Annotated in this window: 17 protein-coding genes; 6 read left to right on the forward strand and 11 right to left on the reverse strand. The window is 67.6% G+C overall.

Annotated features, from left to right (window positions below; all coding sequences use genetic code 11):
- Positions 1 to 273: 273 nt before the first annotated feature.
- On the forward strand, positions 274 to 1,926 hold the full coding sequence (locus TSO5_RS29270; RefSeq protein WP_109154907.1) for a molybdopterin-binding/glycosyltransferase family 2 protein: 1,653 nt from the start codon (positions 274 to 276) through the stop codon (positions 1,924 to 1,926).
- Here TSO5_RS29270 and TSO5_RS29275 read toward each other — a convergent pair.
- On the reverse strand, positions 1,883 to 2,581 hold the full coding sequence (locus tag TSO5_RS29275; protein WP_109154908.1) for a type 1 glutamine amidotransferase: 699 nt from the start codon (positions 2,579 to 2,581) through the stop codon (positions 1,883 to 1,885). The genes TSO5_RS29270 and TSO5_RS29275 overlap by 44 nt on opposite strands.
- Before the next feature lie 174 nt (positions 2,582 to 2,755).
- Here TSO5_RS29275 and TSO5_RS29280 point away from each other — a divergent pair, with 174 nt between their 5' ends.
- The 4 genes from TSO5_RS29280 (at position 2,756) to TSO5_RS29295 (ending at position 7,260) form a co-directional block, all read left to right on the forward strand.
- Complete coding sequence (locus TSO5_RS29280; protein ID WP_109154909.1) at positions 2,756 to 4,285, forward strand: 5'-nucleotidase C-terminal domain-containing protein; 1,530 nt, start codon at positions 2,756 to 2,758, stop codon at positions 4,283 to 4,285.
- A 110-nt stretch (positions 4,286 to 4,395) separates the two neighbouring features.
- Positions 4,396 to 5,454, forward strand: coding sequence for a hypothetical protein (locus tag TSO5_RS29285; RefSeq protein WP_109154910.1), 1,059 nt, complete (start codon positions 4,396 to 4,398; stop codon positions 5,452 to 5,454).
- 5 nt (positions 5,455 to 5,459) lie between these two features.
- On the forward strand, positions 5,460 to 6,458 hold the full coding sequence (locus TSO5_RS29290) for a hypothetical protein (protein ID WP_109154911.1): 999 nt from the start codon (positions 5,460 to 5,462) through the stop codon (positions 6,456 to 6,458).
- Positions 6,459 to 6,537: 79 nt separating this feature from the next.
- On the forward strand, positions 6,538 to 7,260 hold the full coding sequence (locus TSO5_RS29295) for a sulfur transferase domain-containing protein (RefSeq protein WP_109154912.1): 723 nt from the start codon (positions 6,538 to 6,540) through the stop codon (positions 7,258 to 7,260).
- Between the two features lie 15 nt (positions 7,261 to 7,275).
- On the opposite strand, the gene TSO5_RS29300 is transcribed toward TSO5_RS29295, so the two are convergent.
- From TSO5_RS29300 to TSO5_RS29335, 8 genes are all read right to left on the reverse strand, one after another.
- Positions 7,276 to 7,932 carry a YitT family protein gene (locus TSO5_RS29300; protein WP_109154913.1) on the reverse strand — a complete coding sequence of 219 codons (657 nt, stop codon included), beginning with the start codon at positions 7,930 to 7,932 and terminating at the stop codon, positions 7,276 to 7,278.
- 149 nt (positions 7,933 to 8,081) lie between these two features.
- Positions 8,082 to 8,429 carry a DNA-binding protein gene (locus TSO5_RS29305; RefSeq protein WP_109154914.1) on the reverse strand — a complete coding sequence of 116 codons (348 nt, stop codon included), beginning with the start codon at positions 8,427 to 8,429 and terminating at the stop codon, positions 8,082 to 8,084.
- Positions 8,410 to 8,706, reverse strand: coding sequence for a DUF6516 family protein (locus TSO5_RS29310; RefSeq protein WP_109154915.1), 297 nt, complete (start codon positions 8,704 to 8,706; stop codon positions 8,410 to 8,412). The genes TSO5_RS29305 and TSO5_RS29310 overlap by 20 nt, the downstream gene beginning before the upstream one ends.
- Positions 8,707 to 8,782: 76 nt before the next feature.
- Positions 8,783 to 9,760, reverse strand: coding sequence for a pyridoxal-phosphate dependent enzyme (locus TSO5_RS29315; protein ID WP_109154916.1), 978 nt, complete (start codon positions 9,758 to 9,760; stop codon positions 8,783 to 8,785).
- 381 nt (positions 9,761 to 10,141) lie between these two features.
- On the reverse strand, positions 10,142 to 11,548 hold the full coding sequence (locus tag TSO5_RS29320; protein WP_348981069.1) for a diguanylate cyclase: 1,407 nt from the start codon (positions 11,546 to 11,548) through the stop codon (positions 10,142 to 10,144).
- Between the two features lie 41 nt (positions 11,549 to 11,589).
- Complete coding sequence (locus tag TSO5_RS29325) at positions 11,590 to 13,212, reverse strand: ABC transporter substrate-binding protein (protein WP_109154918.1); 1,623 nt, start codon at positions 13,210 to 13,212, stop codon at positions 11,590 to 11,592.
- Positions 13,213 to 15,909 (reverse strand): HAMP domain-containing sensor histidine kinase, encoded by a 2,697-nt coding sequence (locus tag TSO5_RS29330; protein ID WP_247871022.1) that lies wholly within the window; start codon positions 15,907 to 15,909, stop codon positions 13,213 to 13,215. It abuts the gene before it with no gap.
- Between the two features lie 251 nt (positions 15,910 to 16,160).
- Entirely contained in the window at positions 16,161 to 17,135 is a 975-nt protein-coding gene (locus TSO5_RS29335; RefSeq protein ID WP_109154920.1) for a choline ABC transporter substrate-binding protein, read from the reverse strand.
- Positions 17,136 to 17,287: 152 nt separating this feature from the next.
- Between TSO5_RS29335 and betI the strand changes: the two genes are divergently transcribed.
- Complete coding sequence (gene betI / locus TSO5_RS29340; protein ID WP_109154921.1) at positions 17,288 to 17,863, forward strand: transcriptional regulator BetI; 576 nt, start codon at positions 17,288 to 17,290, stop codon at positions 17,861 to 17,863.
- Positions 17,864 to 17,880: 17 nt separating this feature from the next.
- Here the strand turns inward: betI and TSO5_RS29345 are convergent, their stop codons facing one another.
- Both TSO5_RS29345 and TSO5_RS29350 read right to left on the reverse strand, forming a co-directional pair.
- The gene (locus tag TSO5_RS29345) at positions 17,881 to 18,792 is read right to left on the reverse strand and encodes a proline/glycine betaine ABC transporter permease (protein WP_109154922.1); all 912 of its coding nucleotides are present in this window, start codon (positions 18,790 to 18,792) and stop codon (positions 17,881 to 17,883) included.
- Complete coding sequence (locus TSO5_RS29350; protein WP_247871023.1) at positions 18,785 to 19,966, reverse strand: glycine betaine/L-proline ABC transporter ATP-binding protein; 1,182 nt, start codon at positions 19,964 to 19,966, stop codon at positions 18,785 to 18,787. The genes TSO5_RS29345 and TSO5_RS29350 overlap by 8 nt, the downstream gene beginning before the upstream one ends.
- Positions 19,967 to 20,057: the final 91 nt, after the last annotated feature.

Raw genomic sequence — 20,057 nt, forward strand, 5'->3', positions numbered from 1 at the left:
AACAAGGAATGGGAGGCAATGCCACACTCACCATGAAAACAACATGGTTGCTCCCCCGCTTCGCGGGAGAGGGGGTAGAATGCTTGGCGGAGTTCTGCGCGGAGCGGCGGCAGTCCCCTCTCCTGCGGAACGCGGGGGAGGGTTAGGGAGGGGGCAATCGCCAGCCGACACCGGCCCATCGCCACACCTCCCCATACCTTCCGCCCATTGCCCGGATCCGGACCGGTCGCCATATCCGTGGGCATACACCGACCGTGCCCATCCGGAGCCCCCATGTTCTTCGGTCCGCTTCCCCTGTCCGATGCCGAGGGCGCGATCCTCGCCCATTCCCTGCGCCTGAGCGGGCTGGCCTTCAAGAAGGGCCGCCGGCTTTCGGCCGATGACGTCATCGCGCTGCGCGAGGCCGGCATTTCGGAGGTGATCGCCGCCAAGCTGTCCGACAGCGACATCGCCGAGGATGCCGCCGCCACCCGCATCGCCGCCGTCGTGGCCGGCGGCTCCGTCCAGGTCGCCGCCGCCTTCACCGGCCGGGTCAACCTGTTCGCCGAAGCGCATGGGCTTCTGCGCCTCGACCCCGCCCGCATCGGCGCCATCAACGAAATCGACGAGAGCGTCACCATCGCCACCCTGCCCGACTTCGCTCCCGTCGAGCCCGGTCAGATGCTGGCCACCGTCAAGATCATCCCCTTCGCCGCTCCCACCGCCGCCGTGGAGCAGGCGGAACACATCGCCACCGACGGGCCGCCGCCGCTGGCCGTCCTGCCCTATCGCCCACTGTCAGTGGCGCTGATCCAGACCCGGCTGCCGGGGGTGAAGGACAGCGTGCTCGACAAGACCGTCAACGTCACACGGGAGCGGGTCGAGGCTCTCGGCGGCACGCTGATCCATGAAACGCGCTGCGACCATGACGAGGCGGCGCTGGCGGCGGAGATCGCAGAGGCGCCGCCGGCCGACCTGCTGCTGATCGCCGGCGCGTCGGCCATCACTGACCGGCGCGACGTGCTGCCGGCGGCCATCGAGCGGGCCGGCGGCGTGGTGGAGCATTGCGGCATGCCGGTCGATCCCGGCAACCTGCTGCTGCTGGCCCGGCGCGAGGGCAAGCCGGTGCTGGGACTGCCGGGCTGTGCGCGCTCGCCCAAGCTGAACGGCTTCGATTGGGTGCTGCAGCGCATCGCCGCCGGCATTCCGCCGAGCCGAACCGAGGTGATGCGGATGGGCGTCGGCGGGCTGCTCGCCGAGATTCCAACACGGCCGTTGCCGCGGGCGGGTGTCTCGACCGAGACGCCCCGCGCGCCGCGCGTCACCGCCCTGGTGCTGGCCGCCGGCCGCTCCAGCCGCATGGGGCCGACCAACAAGCTGCTGGCGGAGGTCAACGGCGCCCCGCTGGTCGCCCGCGCCGTGGATGCGGCCCTGGCCTCGCAAGCCGCCAACGTCATCGTCGTCACCGGCCATCAGGGGGAAAGTGTGGCGCGGGCGCTGGCCGACCGGCCCGTCACCTTCGTCCACAATCCCGCCTTCGCCGAGGGGCTGAGCAGCTCGCTGCGCGCCGGTCTGGCGGCGGTGCCGAGCGAATCCGATGCGGTGGTGGTGTGTTTGGGCGACATGCCGCGGGTGGCGTCCGCCGTGATCGACCGGCTGATCGCCGCCTACAGCCCGGTGGAAGGCCGCGCCATCTGCATCCCCACCACCCACGGCAAGCAGGGCAACCCGGTGCTGTGGGACCGCGCCTTCTTCACGGATATGGCGGCACTGACGGGGGACGCCGGGGCGAAACGGCTGATCGGCCAGCATGCCGATCGGCTGTGCGAGGTGCCGGTGGACGATGCCGGCATCCTCTACGACGTCGACACCCCCGACCTGCTGGCCCGTTTCACCGAAACGGTCAGCGCGCCAGATCCAGCCAGCGCCGGGTCATCGCGCGGGTGAAGCGCTCCGCCACCGGCAGGTGGGTGGCGATCGAGTCCTCCAGACCGTGCAGCATTTCGGCGTTGCTTTCGCGCGCCTCCTCGCGAATGCGCGACGCCCAGCCGCGCAGGATGTCGCCGGTGGCCTCGGGGTGGAACTGGAAGGCATAGGTGGCGCGGCCGAGGCGGAATGCCTGACGGTCGCAAGCTTCGCTGAAAGCCAGCGGCACCGCGCCGTCGGGAAACTCGAAGGTGTCGTAATGCCACTGGGCGAGGTTCAGCTCCGGACCGAAGCCGCCCAGCAGCGGGTCGTCCTGCGCGCCGTCGGTCAGGCTGACGCGGTGGATGCCCAACTCCGGCATGGTGTGGCGGTAGACCTTGGCGCCATAGGCGCGGGCCGCCAACTGCGCCCCCAGGCAGATGCCCATCACCGGCCGGTCGGCGTCGGTGAAATCGCGGATCGTCTCCATCACCCGGCCGAAATGCGGCCCCTTCTCGTCGTTCCAGGCATCCTGCGGGCCGCCCAGCACGACGAGGCCGGCGTAGCCATCCTTGTCGGGGATCGCTTCCCCTTCGTTGGCGGCAATGGTGTGGAGGGTGGCGCCGTTGTCGGTCAGCGCATCGCCCACCAGACCGATGGGAGCGGTTCGGCTGTTCTGAACGACCAGGATGCGCATGGGTCTGCTCGGCTCGCGTCGTTGGTAAGGCTGTCATGAAGTTGTGAGACCGTCGCAGGCTGAGTTCAAGCCACAGCCACTCCCGACCGTATGCTCCGCGCCGCAAAGCCGCTATGCGCGGCGGGGCAAAGCTGATTTAGAATACACAGGCATCTCCTCGGAGGTCCGTTCTCCATGCCGTTCCGCTTCCGCCTGATCGCCGTTCCAGTGTTTGCCATTATCCTGGGTGCTGCCCTGCCCGCCTGGGCGCAAAACGGCACGCTGACCTTCCTGCACGTCAACGACGTGTACGAGATCGCGCCGGTGAAGGGACAGGGCGGCTTCGGGCCGCTGATGACCCTGCTGAAGCGCGAACGCGCGGCGGCCCCCGACGCGATCACCACGGTGGGCGGCGATTTCCTGTCGCCGTCGCTGCTGTCGGGCACCACGCGGGGCGAGCAGATGATCGCGCTGTTCAACGCCATCGGCGTCGATGCGGTGACCTTCGGCAACCATGAATTCGACTTCGGCGCCGACACGCTGAAGCAGCGGATGGCCGAATCGAAGTTCCCCTGGATCGGCAGCAATGTACGGTCGGCCGACGGCTCCGCCTTCGCCGGCACGGTGCCGAGTTGGACCAGGACCATCGACGGCATCACCGTCGGCTTCCTCGGCCTGATCACCCCCGACACCGCCCGCCTGTCCAGCGCCGGACCGGGCCTCAGCTTCTCTCCGGTGCTGGAGACGGCAGCGGCGACGGTGAAGGAGTTGCGGGCCAAGGGGGCGTCGGTCGTGGTGGCGCTGACCCACCTGACCATCGCGGAGGACCGGGAACTGGCCGCCAAGGTCAAGGGCATCGACCTGATCCTGGGCGGCCACGACCACGACCCGATCAGCTTCTATGAAGGCTCCACCCTGATCCTGAAGGCCGGGCACGACGCGCAGTATCTCGGCGTCGTGAAGCTGGCGGTCGAGACGAAGGATGCTGGCAAAGGGGACGCCGGCAAGGGGCCGGCGACCACCACCGTGCCGACCGAATGGCGCTTCGTCACCACCGCCGGCGTCGCCGCCGACCCGCAGGTGGAAGGGGTGGTGGAGGGCTACACCAAGCGGCTCGACACCGATCTGGCCACGGTGATCGGCACCACGACGACGGACCTCGACAGCCGCAAGGACGTGGTGCGCAGCCGCGAAGCCAGCATGGGCAACCTGATTGCCGATGCCCTGCGCGACGCGTTGAAGGCCGATGTCGCCATCACCAACGGCGGCGGCATCCGCGCCGATGCGCTGCACCCCGCCGGCTCCACGCTGACCCGCAAGGACATCTTTGCCGAGCTGCCCTTCGGCAATGTCGGGGTGCTGGTGGAGATGTCGGGGCAGGACCTGATCTCCACCCTGGAACATGGCGTCAGCAAGGTGGAGGAGAAGGCCGGCCGCTTCCCCCAGGTTTCCGGCCTGACCATGACCTATGACCCCAAGGCCCCGGCCGGACGGCGGGTGACCTCGATCATGGTGGGTGGCAAGCCACTGGACCCGCAGGCGACCTACCGCGTCGCCACCAACGATTACATGCTGAAGGGCGGCGACGGCTATGCCGCCTTCCCGCGGTCGAAAGTCATCGTCGATGCCTCGGGCGCGGTGTTGCTGGCGACCATCGTGATGACTTACGTCGAGGCCAAGAAAACGGTCGCGCCCGCGGTGGAGGGGCGGATCGTGGCAAAATAACGCAGTGGCCGGGACATTATAGAGCCTGGGGGCGACACTCCGTTGCGCGCGGCCGGCATTTCCATCTAGGGTAATCCGTCCGTTCTACATCCGCGCCGAAGGCCGCACGCATGTCCGACACCCTGACCGCCCGCTCCAACGACTTCGCCCAGACCTTCAACACCGCCCATGGCGAGGCGGGGCTGGGCCGGGTGTCGATCGCCCATATCCTGCAGCGCATCCAGTCCGACCCGAACTTCCTGTTCAGCGACGACTTCCGCAAGGGCGCCGGGCAATGCCCGTTCCATGCCGGCAAGGCCGAGGGAACGGCGGACGGTGCGGCCCCGAGCCCACAGGCGCCCATTCCCCAGGACGACGCCGACAAGGTGGCGGTCAACAGCCTGCTGGCGCTGCTGTTCAACCGCCTGCGCGACCACATCGCTGGCCACCTTCCCTTCGATGCAGATGGCCGGCCGATGCTGCCGATCCCGCCGCGTTCGCCGCACGGGCTGGACCCGGCCGACCGCACCGCCATGGCGGCGGCGGCGGCGGACGTCTTCTGCTCCGTCCTGCGCGACGCCACCTGCCACCTGCTGGACGGGCTCATCACCGGTTGGGCCGTCGATCTGGTGCGCGAGGAGGAGTATTTCCGCTCCCAGGGCTCCGGCGAGATCTCGCTGGAGGCGGCGGCGACCTTTGTCCTGCGCACGCTGCTGGAGCATTCGCCGCTGTACCAGCGCGCCGGCTACGACATGCTGTCGATCACCAAGACCGGCAGCCACACCGCGATCCACATCTGCTGGGCGATGGTGGAGGCCGCGCCGCTGCTGGTGCCGGGGCGTGATGCCGCCTTCTACGACGACCTCGTCCACCGCAGCCTGAAGCAGATCGTGCCGCTGTCGATGGCCAGCCTGGGCATGCTGGTCCATTACATGGAGGAAAGCGGGATCGAGCCGGCCGACGGGCTGGCCGTCCACCGGCTGCCCAAGGACCAGACGGCCTTCGTGCTGGACGCCAACGGGCTGATCCGGCTGAACGCCGATCCCATCGTCACCTTCGCCAAGCCGGGCGAGCGCTATTACACCGGCTGCCCGGCCTTCTACACCACCAACCTCATCAAGCTCTATCTCGACATCGTCGCCGGGCTGGCGCTCGACTACGGCGTCTACGACCGCCTGCAGGAGGGCTGAGCCCGATGGCCCGCACCAACGACTTCGCCCTGACCTATGCCGGCGCGCATGAGGAGGCCGGGATGACCCGGATCAGCCTCGCGCCGATCCTGCACCGGATCGCCGAGGAGCCGGCCTATCTGCTCAGCGAAGAGTTGCTGCGGCTGGCCGGCCACTGCCCGGCCCATGCCGACACCCGCAAGGAGGACTTCGAGAAGGTCGCGATCAACACCCTGCTGGGGTTCCTCTATGTCGACCTGCGGGAGCACATCATCGCCCGCATGCCGCTGGACGCGTCCGGGCATCTGGTGCTGTCGACCCCGCCGGACTCGCCGCACGGGCTGGACTTCGCCGATCCCGACGGCATGGCCGCCGCCGATCCCGACCGCATGGTCGGCTTCCTCCGCGATTCCGTCTGCCATCTGCTGGACGCCATCATCAAGGATTGGGCGATCAAGGTGATGGTGGAGGAGGACCGCTGCCGAACGGAAGGCACCATCACCGACATGGCCGCCGCCGGTTATGTGCTGGGGCGCGAATTGCAGAAGTCGGTCCTGCACGGGCCGTCCGGCTACGACATGCTGTCGATCACCAAGACCGGCAGCCACACCGCCCTGCATGTCTGCTGGAATCTGGTGGAAGCGGCGCCGCTTCTGCGTCCGGGGCTGGAGGCCGCGGCCTATGACGACCTCGCCCGCCGCAGCCTGAAGCAGGTACTGCCGCTCGCCATGGGCAGCCTGGGCATGCTGTGCCAGTTCATGGCGGCAGGAAAGATCGAGGCCGACGACCATCAGGCCATCCACCCGCTGCGTCCCGACCAGTCGGCCTTCCTCTATGATCCGGACAAGGATCTGATCGTCCTGAACACCGACCTGATCGAACCGACGGCGATGGCGGGAGAGCGTCATTACACCGGCTGCCCGGCCTTCTACGCCAACGGTCTGATCAATCTCTACATGGAAATCGTGCTGACGCTGGCGGCGCAGTACGGCATGTATGTCCGGCTGCAGGACAGGGTCGCCTGACGCTTTGGCGTGATGGGGTTCTTGACGGAACGCCGGCCATGCCTATGTTGGCGTTCCGTCAGAGTCGGAAGGTTTGGAGTTGGCGAAGAAAAGCACCCTGCGGGCGGTCACCACCACCGCGCTGGCCGACGCGATCAAGCGCGGCCGCAGCCGCATGGCGACGCCGTGGCAGCGGGCGCTCGGCCATCTGGAAAGCGTGTTCATCGACCACGCCTGTTTCCGGCTGATCTATTCCAACACCTACCGCATCTCCCCCAACATGTACCGGGCGAGCCAGCCCTCGCCGTCGCACATCGCGATGGCGAAGCGCAACGGGGTGAAGACGATCCTGAACCTGCGCGGCTCGCGCGACTGCGCCTCCTACATCCTGGAGGCGGAGGCCTGCCGTGCCCATGGGCTGGAACTGGTCGATTTCCCGGTGAACTCCCGCGACATGCCGAAGAAGGAAACCCTTCTGAAGGCGCGCGAGCTGTTCAAGACCATGACCTATCCGGCGCTGATGCACTGCAAGTCGGGCGCCGACCGCGCCGGCTTCATGGCGACGCTGTACCTGTTCGCCCATGAAGGCCAGCCGCTCGACCAGGCGATGAAGCAGTTGTCCTGGAAATACGGCCATTTCAAGCAGGCGAAGACCGGCATCCTCGACTACTTCTTTGAACTCTACGCCGCCTACAATCAGAAGCGCCCGATCGCCTTCTGGGATTGGGTTGAGCGCGTCTATGACCCGGTGGAGGCCAAGGCGAGCTTCCGGTCGCGCGAATGGGCCGATGCGGTGGTCGACCGGGTGCTGGGCCGCGAATAAGGCGGCCCGCTCCCTTTACCGGGCAACGTACCAGTCGGCGCGGTGGTTGAAGGCGACGAAGGCGTTCAGCACCGCCGCACCCAGGATCGACGCCAGCAGCGCCGGCCACTCCAGCACGAAGGCGGCGGCCGAAAACACCGCCAGATCGAACAGCGCCTGCAGCCAGCCGGCGCGGAAACCGGTCTTCTCCTGCAGGTAATAGGCGAGGATGCCGACACCGCCGCCGCTGGCGCCGTGGCGGAACAGCGCGATGACGCCGATCCCGACGCAGAAACCGGCCAGCACAGCCGCGACATAGGGGTTGATGGCGCTGAAGCTCATCATCGTCGGCAGCAGACCGGACAGCAGGGCGATGCCAGTCACCGCAATCAGCGACCTGATGGTGAAGCCGACGCTGATGCGGGCCAGCGCAAGGAAGTAGAAGGGCAGATTGACCAGGAAGAACAGAGGTCCGAAATCCACGCCCGTCGCGTAGGAAATCACGAAGGCCAACCCCGCCGCCTGCCCGGTGACCAGCCCGGCGGCATGAAGAATGGCAATCCCGAACGACGTCATGACAACGCCGAACAGTTGACCTTGCAAATTGTCAAAGACACTGTGCGCCGCACGCGGGCGCTCGTAAGTGACCGATGCAGAGGATGACGAAATGGTCGAGGCAGAATTGTTCGTCATGCCAGCTACCCCTTGGCGTCGCCTGTGTGTTTACACGCGAGCACCAACATAGGTCATTTCTGCTGACCTATCCATACTTCGCTTCGACGAAGGAGGCGGCTATGCGATTTGCGGGGGAGCGGCCGGTGGGGTGGTCCTTTGGTGCCGCCTCACGCCGCCTTCAGCATGAAGTCGACATGCACGGCATCATATGGAAACTCGAACTTGCCATCGGTGGTCCGCCGAACGATCCCGGCATCCACCAGGGCGTGGACATCGGCATGCACCGCCTTGACGTCCCGCTCCACCCGCCGTGCGACCTCGCGCAGGGCAAGCGGCCCCTGCCCAGTCATCGTCCGCAGCAATTCCCAGCGCTTCGCCGTCAGCACCTTCCAGAGCAGTTCGGGCGTGGCAAACCCGATGCGTGCGCCGTCCTCGGCTTTGCCACTGCTCCAAGCCTGCCGAAAAGCGGCCAGACCATCAGCGAGGCTCGTCACCTCAAGCGTCAGCGTGTTCATCGAGCCATCTCCGTACATCGGCTTCAAAATCGGCAATCAGACGGTCCACACTTTCAAAACTGTAGGGATATTCCTCATGGCCAAGGTGGCGGTGATCACCCTTTCCGGCCTCGTTGTCGTAGCGAAGGACGCAGACGCCGTCCGCGACCAGAGCCAGTCCGTACTTATAGTTATGCATACTGCCGCGAACCGGTAGCGGCACCTCCCACAACAGCATTTCCACAAATGCAGTTGGAGACAGGACAATGCGGCGATTGACCAACGCTCGGGCCTTCATGTTGGAGAAAATACCAACACCGCTTTAACGTTGTCAACTCCTCCAACAGGCAGGCGCCGGTGCCCTCTGACGCCTGCTACGCCGCCAACGTCCGCGCCAGCGTATCGCCGTCCACGTTGCGGCCGGACAGCACCGCCACCGTCCGCCCGGTCCGCCCAAGCCGGCCGCCCAGTACAGCGGCGACACCGGCGGCGCCGGCCCCTTCCGCCACCACGCCGAAGGACCGGTGCAGGGCGCGCATCGCGGCGGCGATTTCCGCCTCCTCCACCTCGACCACCCGGTCGACCAGCGTGTTGACAATGGCCTGGGGCAGTTTGCCCAGCGCATGGACGTTGATGCCATCGGCCAGCGTCGGGCCGCCGCGTCGGGCCAGCCGTACGCCGATCACCCGCACCCATGGGTTCTGCGCCTTCACTGCGGCGGCCACGCCGGCCAGCAGCCCGCCGCCGCCGACCGGCACCACCACCGTGTCGACATCCGGCCGGTCGGCCAGGATCTCCAGCCCGACCGTCCCTTGTCCGGCGATCACATCGGGATCGTCATAGGGGTGGAGGAAGGTCAGCCGCCGCTCCGCCGCCAGTTCCAGCGCCTTGCCCTTCGCCTCGCCCACCGTGGCGCCGTGCAGCACCACCTCGGCCCCCAACTCCGCGGTGCGCTCCACCTTGCAGCGGGGGGCCGTCTCCGGCATCACGATGGTGGCCTTCACCCCCAGCCGGGCGGCGTGCAGCGCCACCCCCTGCGCATGGTTGCCGGCCGACATCGCCACCACGCCGCCGGCCCGTTCCGGCGCCGTCAGCCGCAGCAGGCGGTTCAGCGCGCCGCGCTCCTTGAAGGCGCCGGTGGCCTGGAACACCTCCGCTTTCAGCCACAGATCACGGTCGAGCGTCGGGGCATGCAGCAGCGGCGTGCGAACGATCTGGCCGGACAGCCGCCGGGCCGCGTCGGTCACCGCCGACAGCGGCAGCCAAGCCGGCAGACGGTCTTCGGGGTCGTGGTGCTGGACAGGAGCGCAGACAGAGAGGGTGCGCGCGGCATCGGCATGCGCGGTGAACATCGCGAAGTTCCTCGACGAACGAATTTTTGGGTAGGACGGGCGTGCCCCGGACCGCCTCAGCGGACCGGGTGAATAATTCGCGCCGAGCCACACATTCGCTCACCGAGACGGACGCCATTGTTCGACGCCGCAACAGCGGTCAGACGATTGGACTTCTCATGAACCGGATTGAGGGCTCCGGGGACCACAGGGTGCAGCGACACGCCACACACTCCACACGACCAGTGAACACGAACGCGGCAACTCTCCGACGCTTCAGAGCGCCGGGCCGGTAATTCGCATTCGCATGGTGTCGGTGGTGTTCATAGGATCTGCATACCCGTTGCCGTGGCGGCGGTCAAGCCGTCATCGTGCAAAATGTCGCAGGCCAATGCCCGGCACTCAGGCCACCTCGACCCGGTTCCGCCCGGCCGCCTTGGCCCGGTAGAGCGCCTGATCGGCCCGGCCCAGCACGCTTTCGACCGTATCCTCCAGCGGACGCACCTCGGTCAGGCCGAAGCTTCCGGTCAGCTGGAAACACCGGCCATCGGGAAGCTTGATCGCCATCGCCGCCAGTCCGCCGCGCAGCCGCTCCGCGATCGCCGCACCGCCGGTGCGCGTGGTCTCGGGCAGCAGAATGGCGAACTCCTCCCCGCCGATGCGGCCGATCTGGTCGCTGCCGCGCAATTGGCTGCGAATCTCCTCGACCACCCTGCGGATGGCGACATCGCCGGCGGCATGGCCCAGCTCGTCGTTGATGCGCTTGAAATGGTCGATGTCGAGCATGACGAGGCAGGTGGTCGCGGCACCCCGCCCGTCCACGATCCGATTCAGCAGCTCCAGGATTTGCCGGCGGTTGTGGGCGCCGCTCAACGGATCGGTGGTGGCGAGGCGGTGCAGCTCATGCTCCATCCGCCGGCGCTCGGTGATGTCGGTGGCGATGCCGATCACCCCGGTCTCAGTTCCGTCGGGGGCGGTCAGCGGACGCTTCACCACCAACAGTTCCCGTGTCCGCCCGTCCGGTCCCTCCACGCTCGATTCGAAGGAGAAGGCCCCCGTGCCGGCCGGCATCGGTTCGGACGCGGACCGGCGGTCGGCGGACCATTCCATCCCGTCGGCTGCATTGGGAAACAGCTCGCGGAAGGCACGGTTGCACAGGGCATACCGGCCGGCGGCATCCTTGTACCAGACCGGACTCGGCATCATCTCGACGAGGTTCTCGATGAAACGGCGCTGCCCGTCGGCCAGCGCGGTCTGCCGTTCCAGTTCCGCCGTGCGTTCGGCGACGCGGCGTTCCAACGACTGGTTCAGCGTCTCGATGGTGACGAGATCGCGCCAGCTGCGCACCGCGCCGACCAGGCTGGTGAACAGCTTCTGGGCGGTCAGCTCCGCCTTGCTCTTATAGTCGTTGATGTCGTAGGCGACGATGGCCTCGCGCTCCGGCGCCTGTCCGGGCTGGCCGGTGCGCAGGATGATGCGGATGTGGCGGTTACCCAGGTCGCGCCGGATGTGATGGACCAGATGCAGCCCGGCATCCTGCGTCTCCATCACCACGTCGAGCAGAGCCACAGGTAGATCCGACCGCTCGGCGAGGATTTCCCGCGCCTCCGCCGCCGAAAAGGCGCTGACGATGGCGAAGCGCCGGCCTTCGAACTCGAAATCCTTCAGCAGCACGCGGGTCATCGCGTGCACCTGCTCGTCGTCGTCCACCACCAGGATCGGCCAGGGGGCGGCGGCCGCCGACTGCCGTTCCGGCACCGTTCCGGGGTCTTCGTCCTCGAACATCAGGTCATCGGGAGACGCATCCACGGTCGGGACCTGCCCAGATAAAGTTTGCATAAGCCTGCTGCTCACTGGGGCTCGATGTCGACGCCGGAGAAGTCCTGATTGAAGATGTTGTTGGTGTAGTTCTTCACCTCTTTGCGATGGGCGACGGCAATGATGGAATTCGCGATGGGAAACCACGGGGCTTCCCGATGGAAGATGCGTTGCGCTTCCTTGTAGTCGGCGGTGCGGCTTTCGACGTCGGTGGTGACCTTGGCCTTGGTGATCCGGTCTTCGAAATCCGGATTGCACCATCTTGCAAGGTTGGCGCCGCCCGGGCGCACGGCGCCGCAGCTGAGCAGGAAATACAGGAAATTGTCCGGATCGCCGTTGTCGCCGGTCCAGCCGTAGATCACCATGTCCGGATCGCCCTGGGTCACCTGCTGGCGATAATTGCTCCAGCTGTCCGTCTTCAGGCTGACCCGGATTCCGACGCGCTCCAGATTCTCGCGGATCAATTCGGCGGCGCGCTTGCCGTTCGGCAGGTAGGGGCGTGTGACCGGCGTGTACCACAGATCGAGCGAGAAGCCCTCGGGATACCCCGCCTCGGCCAGCAGGCGGCGGGCCGCCGCCGGGTCGAACGGATAATCCTCGATCCCGTCATCGTAGGACCACATGCCGGGCGGGATCGGGTTCTTCGCCGGCGATCCGCCGTTCTGATAGACCGCATCGACCAGCGTGCGCTTGTCGATCGCCATGGTTATGGCCCGCCTCACCCGCACGTCATTCAGCGGCGCCTTGCTGGTGTTGAACGCCATATAGGCGACATTCCGGCCATCCTGCTGCTCGATCACCAGATTCGGATCTTTTTCTATCGCCCCCAATTCGGCCGGGTTGGGGAAGATCATCACATGGCATTCGCCGGACCGCAGCTTGTTCAGGCGCACCGCGATGTTCGGCGTGATCGAATAGATCAGGTTGTCCAGCAGCCGGCGCCCCCGCCAATAGCCGTCGAAGGCCTTGTAACGAATCGCCACGTCCTTGTGGTAGGACACCAGCCGGAACGGCCCGGTGCCGATGGGCTTGTCGTCGAACAAATCCTGCTTGCCGGCCTTCATCAGGACATCGGCGTATTCGGCGGACTGGATCGACAGGAACGGCATGGCCAGATCGGCCAGGAAGGGAGCCTCCGGATGGGTCAGGGTGATGCGGACCGTGTGATCGTCCAGCTTCTCCACCGACTTCAGCAGGGCCGGCAGCCCCATGCCCTTGAAATATTCGTAATTCGCTGTTCCGACGGTGTGATAGGGGTGGTCAGGCCGCCATTGACGGTCGATGGTGAACAGCACGTCATCGGCATTGAGCGGCCGGCTCGGCGTGAACAGCTCGTTGGAATGGAAAGGGACATTCCGACGCAAACGGAATTCGTAGACCAGCCCGTCGTCCGAAATCTTGTAGGATTCGGCCAGACCGGAATTCATGACCTGCCCTGCCGGACCGAATTCCACCAGATTGTTGAACAGCGGTGTCGTCGCATTCACCGTCGTGCCCGAGGTCGACACCTGCGCATTGAAACCCTGCGGATTCCCTTCCGTGCAGTAGACCAGCGACTTGTCGGCGAGCGCCGGGTCCGACAGCCCGGCAAGCCCGATCAAAACAGCAGCCCCCTTCGCAAGACTCCGCATCGACGTCTTCAGCGGCAAAGGCATTCACTGCTCCTGCGGGGATGGTATTGCGGGCGCCAACGATACGTTATCAGTAGCAAATCGCCGTGGAAAGCGAATGGTGAAGCGCACGCCGCCGCCGGAAGGACTATCGACTGCGACCCTGCCACCCAGGCGATTCGCCACGAGATTGTACACAATGTGAAGCCCGAGGCCGGTGCTGCCGCTTCCGCGTCTGGTGGTGAAGAACGGATCGAACACCCGCACGAGATCGGGCTTGGCGATCCCCCGGCCATCGTCGGTGTAGACCAGATCCACCATGTCCGGTTCCGGCGCGGCGACCGCGATCAGCAGATGGCCCTGCTGCCCCTCGTGATAGGCGTGGGTGATGGAGTTCATCACGAGGTTCGTCAGGATCTGCGCCAGAACGCCGGGATAGCCGTCGATCTCGATGTCTTCGGGGCATTCCACCCGCAGGCTGTGACCCGCCCGGCGCCATGACGGGCTGAGGCTGGTCGCCAGATCCTCCAGATAGGGCTTCAGCAGGAACTGCCGCCCTTCGCCGCTGGTCTGGTCGGCCGCCACCTGCTTGAAGCTCTGCACCAGCTCGCCGGCCTGGCGCAGGTTCAGCACCATCAACCGGGCCAGCTCGTCCGCCGTATCATGGAATTCGGCGAAGTCGCTGCGGCGCAGATTGCCCTCGCCCGCCAGCCGCCCGATGGCCGCCAGCCGGTCCTGAAGATGGGTCGCGCCCATCAGGGCATTGCCGAGCGGGGTGTTGATCTCGTGCGCCACCCCGGCGACCAGCCCGCCCAGCGACGCCATCTTCTCCGCCTGGATCAGGTCGGCCTGGGTCCGGCGCAGGTCCTCCAGGGCGCGGTCGGCGCGATCCTTCGCGTGGCGGGCCGCCTGTTCGCGCAGGCCGATCTCGCGGATGAAGAAGGCGGCGGCGCGCGCCATGGCGCCGAATTCGTCCTGGCGGCGGGTGCCGTCGATCGGACCGGCCAGCGGATCCTCGGCCAGCCGGGTCATCTGCCGCTGCAGGCGCAGAACCGGGCGGCTGATCGACCGCGCCACCACCGACGCGGCGCCGGCGGCCAGCAGCAGGCCGATGGTCGCGCCGATGACCAGGATGCGGGTCAACAGTTCGCCGATGCGCGCGGCCTCCTCGCGGAAGGTCTCGTCCAGTTGCCGGGCGGTTTCGACCAGGGCGCCGGCGTCGCGGTCCATGGCGATCAGAAGCTGGTTAAGGTGGCGCAGCCCGTCCGCCGTGCGGCGCAGGCTGTCGCGCCAATTGCGGATGGCCGCCAGCACCTCGTCCTGCAGCAGCGGCGACATGGGAAGCTCCCGCACGGTCGCCAGCAGGGCGCCGGCATCGGCGACGATGCGGTCGGCCTCCTCCGCGTCGCGCACGGCCACGGCGTCGGCCGCCCGCCGGCCAAGGCGCAGGGCGACGACGGCGACGTTCTGGGTCTCCTGCTCGGTGTCGTTGGCCTGGATGGCATAGGCGATCAGCTGGACCACCTCGTCCTGGATCGCGGTGTAGCCGGTGGACTTCACCATCAGGATTCGGGCGGTCAGCGCCTCGATGGCCGCAGCCGCCTCCGCGCCGGCGCGCTGTGCCGCCTCCAGGGTCCGCTGGGCCTCGGCGGTGCGGGTCTGCGCCCGATACAACCCGTCGAGCGCCGGGCGCAGCGTCGGCAGCAGAGAGGACAGGTAGGTCACGTCGGGCTGGCGGCCGAGCGTCCCGGTCAGGACCAGCGCCCGCACCACCGGCAGCGTGCGGATGACCTGCTCCCCCAGCATCCGCTCGCCCAGACTGCCGGCAGGTCCGGCATCTCCCCCATCATCGGCATTGGCCTCCGCAATGCCTGCCGCCGCCCGTGCCGCCGCCTCGAACCGGTTCAGCGCCGCCTCGCGCTCCGCATCGGCCGCGCGCAGGTCCGCGACGGCGCCCTGCAGCCCGGCGACGGTGGCCGCGTAGCGGGCGGCGGCCTGCTTCGCCGGATAGCGGTCGACCAGCGGATCCGTCCGCCCCAGCACCTCCTGCAGCCGGTCGGCGGTCGCCGTCAGCCGGTCGGTGGCGATGCGGAAATCGCCGGCGGTCAGGGGCTGCCCGCCGCCATGCAGGCCGCTGCCGAAGCCGAGCGCCGCGACATGCTGGGCCTCGGCGCGTTGCAGGTCCAGCATCGCCTCGCGCAGTTCGTGGGCGCCGTCGACCACCTCGCGGCTGTCGCGCAGACGCTTGTCGGCTTCGGTCAGCGATCCCAGGGAGTCGACATTGGCGGCATGCTGCCGTTCGCGGGCGCGGTCGGTCAACGCCATCAGGGTGGCGGCGTGGAGCCCCATGTCGGCCACGGCGGCGTCGTTCGCCGCGGTCACCTGGATGAAGCTGCGCATCTGGTCGACATAGCGCGCCAGCACACCGGTTGCGCGCTCAACCTCCGGCCGGTGGGTCCTGGCCGATCCGGCCTCGTCCAGCTGCCGCAGTTCGGACGCCGCAGACTGCGACATCTTTTCGAAACGGTCGGCACGGCCGGCGCGGTCGGCCGGCGCGACCTGGAGATAGTCGATGCGGGCCGCCGTCGCCGCCAGAACGTCGCGATAGACGGAGCCGGCGAGCACCGCCGATTCATAGACCCGCTCGCTGCGGGCCAGCAGCAGCCCGCCGGCGACCGCGATCACCGCGGCGACCGCCACCGGCACGCCGCCGACCATGGCGATGCGCGACCGAATCCTCATCCGCGCCCCGCCGCGCCGTCACGCGCGCAGGTTGCCCGGACAGGCCGCCGGGACAGAGGCAGGGGCAAGGATCTGGCAAAGGGTAATCGGCGAGCCGCCACGAACGCTCCGCATTCAGGACCTAATGGGCCTTAGCAGAGCAATGTTCGGGGGCAAAGGGGTAATGCTTCAAGAAGGAACGGAGTAGAGCGGATGGGGCGAAGAGTCGCCCCGCCCTGCCCCACACCGCCCCGCCCTGCCGCGCTCTCGGCTCAGGACTTGCCGGCCACGCCCAGCTTGGCCTGCACGGCCGGGAGCCCATCCTTGCCGTCGAAGGTGGTGACGCCGTCGAGCCAGCCCTTCAGCACGTCGGGATTCTTCTTCAGCCAGGCCTTGGCGGCGACCTCCGGCTTCTTGTTGGCGTTCATGATGTCGCCCATCACCGCATTTTCCATGTCCAGCGTGAAGGACAGGTTGGACAGCAGCTTGCCCACATTCGGGCATTCGGCGGCATAGCCCTTACGGACGTTGGTGCTGACGGTGGCGCCACCCAGGTTGGGGCCGAACCAGTCGTCGCCGCCTTCCAGATAGGTCAGCTCGAAGCTCTTGTTCATCGGGTGCGGCTCCCAGCCCAGGAAGACCACCCAGCCCTTGTTGCGGGTCGCCCGCTTCACCTCGGCCAGCATGCCCGCCTCGCTGGATTCCACCAGCTTGAAGTCCTTCAGGCCGAAGGCGTCGGCCTTCAGCATCTTGTCGATGATGAGGTTGCCGTCATTGCCGGCCTCGATGCCATAGATCTTGCCGCTCAGCTTGTCCTTGAACTTCGCGATGTCGGCGAAGGTCTTCAGCCCGGCCTCGGCGGCGTATTTCGGCACCGCCAGCGTGTATTTGGCGCCTTCCAGGTTGACGCGCGTCACCTCGACCGAGCCGTCCTCCAGCACCGGCTTGATGAAGGGCTCCATCGTCGGCATCCAGTTGCCGAGGAAGACATCGAGCGACTTGGTCTTCAGCCCGGTGTAGACCAGCGGGACCGACGACATCGTGGTGGTCGGCTTGTAGCCTAGCGCGTCCAGCGTGACCGAGGCGAGCGCCGTCGTCGCCGCGATGTCGGTCCAGCCGACGTCGCCGAAGCGCACCGCCTTGCAGGCGGCCGGATCGGCGGCCAGCGCCCCGCCGGCGCCCAGCGCCATCACCGCCGCGATGCCCGCGCCCGCGATCCATTTGGCCGGAGCCTTCCATCCGTTCATGTGCTCAACTCCTCGTTCTTGTTGTTCCAGTCCGCGGCATCTGCCGTTTTCGTCATCGACGGAGCAGTGAAAATGGCGCATTTGTTGCGGCGCAAGCCAAGGTCCCGGTCGCGGACGGCCTTGGCGGAAAAGGACAGGAGACCGCCAGCCCCATGCCCAAAGTCGGAATGGAACCGATCCGCCGCCGCCAGTTGATCGACGCGACCATCTCCTCGATGGGCAAGCACGGCCTGGCCGACACCACGGTACAGACGATCAGCCGCGGGGCCGGCGTTTCGCCCGGCATCATCCACCATTATTTCGGCGGCAAGGACGAACTGCTGGCCGCCACCATGCGCAGCATGCTGCAACAGCTGCGCGACGACGCGACCAAGCGGCTGGCGGCGGCCGATTCCCCGCGCGCCCGGCTGGAGGCGATCGTCGACTGCAACTTCGCGCCCGACCAGTTCGATCCGCGGGTGGTCGCGGCATGGCTGGGCTTCTGGGCCCAGGCGCCGCACAATCCGGCGCTGTCGCGTCTGCAGCGGATCAACGCCCGCCGGCTGCATTCCAACCTGCTGCACGCCCTGCGCCCGCTGCTGCCGCCGGAACGGGCGGAGCGGGTGGCGGTCGGGCTGGCCGCGATGATCGACGGTCTGTGGCTGCGCTTCGCCCTGACCGGCGCCATCGACGGCAGCGCCGCGCGCGCCGTGGCGCTGGGCTACCTCGATTCCGAACTGAACGCCTGACCTCACCGCCGCCGACCTCACCGCCGCCACCAGCGCCGCTTGGCCGTTCTGGCGGCGGCCGGTCGACCAAAGCCCCGGCCGAAACTCTGGGTGATGCGGTCGAGCACGACGGCCAGGAACACCACGCTCAGTCCGCTCTGCACGCCAAGCCCGATGTCCAGGCGCTGGATGCCCTGCAGCACCACGTTGCCCAGGCCGCCGGCGCCGATCATCGAGGCGACGACGATCATCGACAGCGCCATCATCATGGTCTGGTTCACGCCCGCCATAATCGACGGCAGGGCGTTGGGCAACTGCACCTTGAACAGCAGCTGGTGGCCGCGGCAGCCGAAGGCGCGGCCGGCCTCCACCAGCTCCACCGGAACCTGCCGGATGCCGAGCGCGGTCAGGCGCACCGCCGGCGGCATGGCGAAGACCACGGTGGCGATGATTCCCGGCACCCGTCCCAGCCCGAAGAACAGCACCGCCGGGATCAGATAGACGAAGGCCGGCATCGTCTGCATCAGGTCGAGCAGGGTCTTGCCCAGCCCGTCGGCGAGCTTGCTGCGCGCCATCCAGATGCCGAGCGGCACCCCGCCGATCAGGCTGAGCGCGGTGGAGGCCAGCACCAGCCCGAGGGTGGAGACCGTCGGCTCCCACAGCCCCATCACGAAGATGCCGCCCATCGCCAGCAGGGTGAACAGGGCGAAGCCACGCCCGACCCGCCACAGGGCGATGGCCGCCAGCACCAGCGCCAGCAGCCAGGGCGGCACCCCCAGCAGCAGCCCGTCCAGCGTCTCGCCCAGCCCGTCGACCGCCGCGGCGATGACGGTCAGCACCGGCTGCCCATGGTCGAGGATCGTGTTCACCAGCCATTCGGAGCCGCGGGCGATGCCGCCGCCGATGGTCTCGCTCAGCCACTCGACGTCCATCGGACCGGCGTCAGCCATGGCGCACCTCGCGCCCGGCATCCTCGCCACGGTCGAGAGCGGCCAGCAACACGGCGCGGGAGATCACGCCGATGAGCCGGCCGTCCGCCTCGATGACCGGCAGCGGACAGGGCGCCGCGGCGACCCGGCCGAGCAGCGCATGAATGGGCGTGTCGGCAGCCACCGCCTCCAGCCCGAACAGCGCCGATGCGCCGTCGCCGGCCAGAACGCCGCGGAAAATCCCCGCCGCATCGGTGCGGTAGCGGAATCGTACCGGCTCGTCAGGATGACCGTCGTCAGGCGGCCGGGCGATGTCGCGGGCGCGCAGAACGCGCGAGGCATCGACGCCGCGGAAGAAGGCGCGGACATACTCGTCGGCCGGCGCGCGCAGGATCTCCGCCGGGGTGCCGATCTGGGCGATCCGCCCGTCCTCCATCACCGCGATGCGGTCGGCGATGCGCATCGCCTCCTCCGCATCGTGGGAGATGAAGACGATGGTGCGGGCATCCTCGCGCTGCAGCCGCAGAAGCTCGTCCTGCATGTCGCTGCGGATCAGCGGGTCGAGCGCCGAGAAGGCCTCGTCCATCAGCATGATCGTCGGATTCTTGGCCAGCGCGCGGGCCAGCCCGACCCGCTGCTGCATCCCGCCCGACAGCTCGTCCGGGTAGCGGTCGGCATAATCCGCCAGCCCCACCCGCTCCAGCGCCGCCAGTGCCGCCCTGCGCCGCTCCCCCCGCTTCACCCCGGCGACTTCCAGCCCGAAGGCGGCGTTTTCCAGAGCGGTGCGGTTGGGCAGCAGGGCGAAGGACTGGAACACCATGCTCATGTCGCGCCGCAGCACCTCGACCAGATCGGAATAGGACAGGCCGGTCAGGTCGCGGCCGTCCAGCCGGATTTCCCCCTCCGACGGTTCGATCAGGCGGTTCAGCAGCCGGATGATGGTGGATTTGCCCGACCCCGACAGGCCCATGATGACGAAGATTTCGCCGGCCCGGATGTCGAAGCTGGCCTCGGCCACGCCGACATTGACGTTCAGCCGATGCAGCACCTCCGCCTTGGTCGCGCCGTTGCGCAGCATGTCCAGTGCCGGGCGCGGATCGTCGGCGAAGACCTTGCGCAGGCCGCGGACCGCCAGACGCACCGGTGCAGCGCTCGTCGAAGACGAGCCGATGGGCGTGGGCAGGATCATCGTCATGGGCAAGGCTTCCGGAACGCAACAGACCAGGGTGAAGACAATCGGGCCGTAGATTGCCCCGAGACAAGGGGCGCGGTCGATAGCTGCGTTC

This window comes from Azospirillum sp. TSO5 (assembly GCF_003116065.1).
In the GTDB taxonomy this organism is placed as follows: Bacteria; Pseudomonadota; Alphaproteobacteria; order Azospirillales; family Azospirillaceae; genus Azospirillum.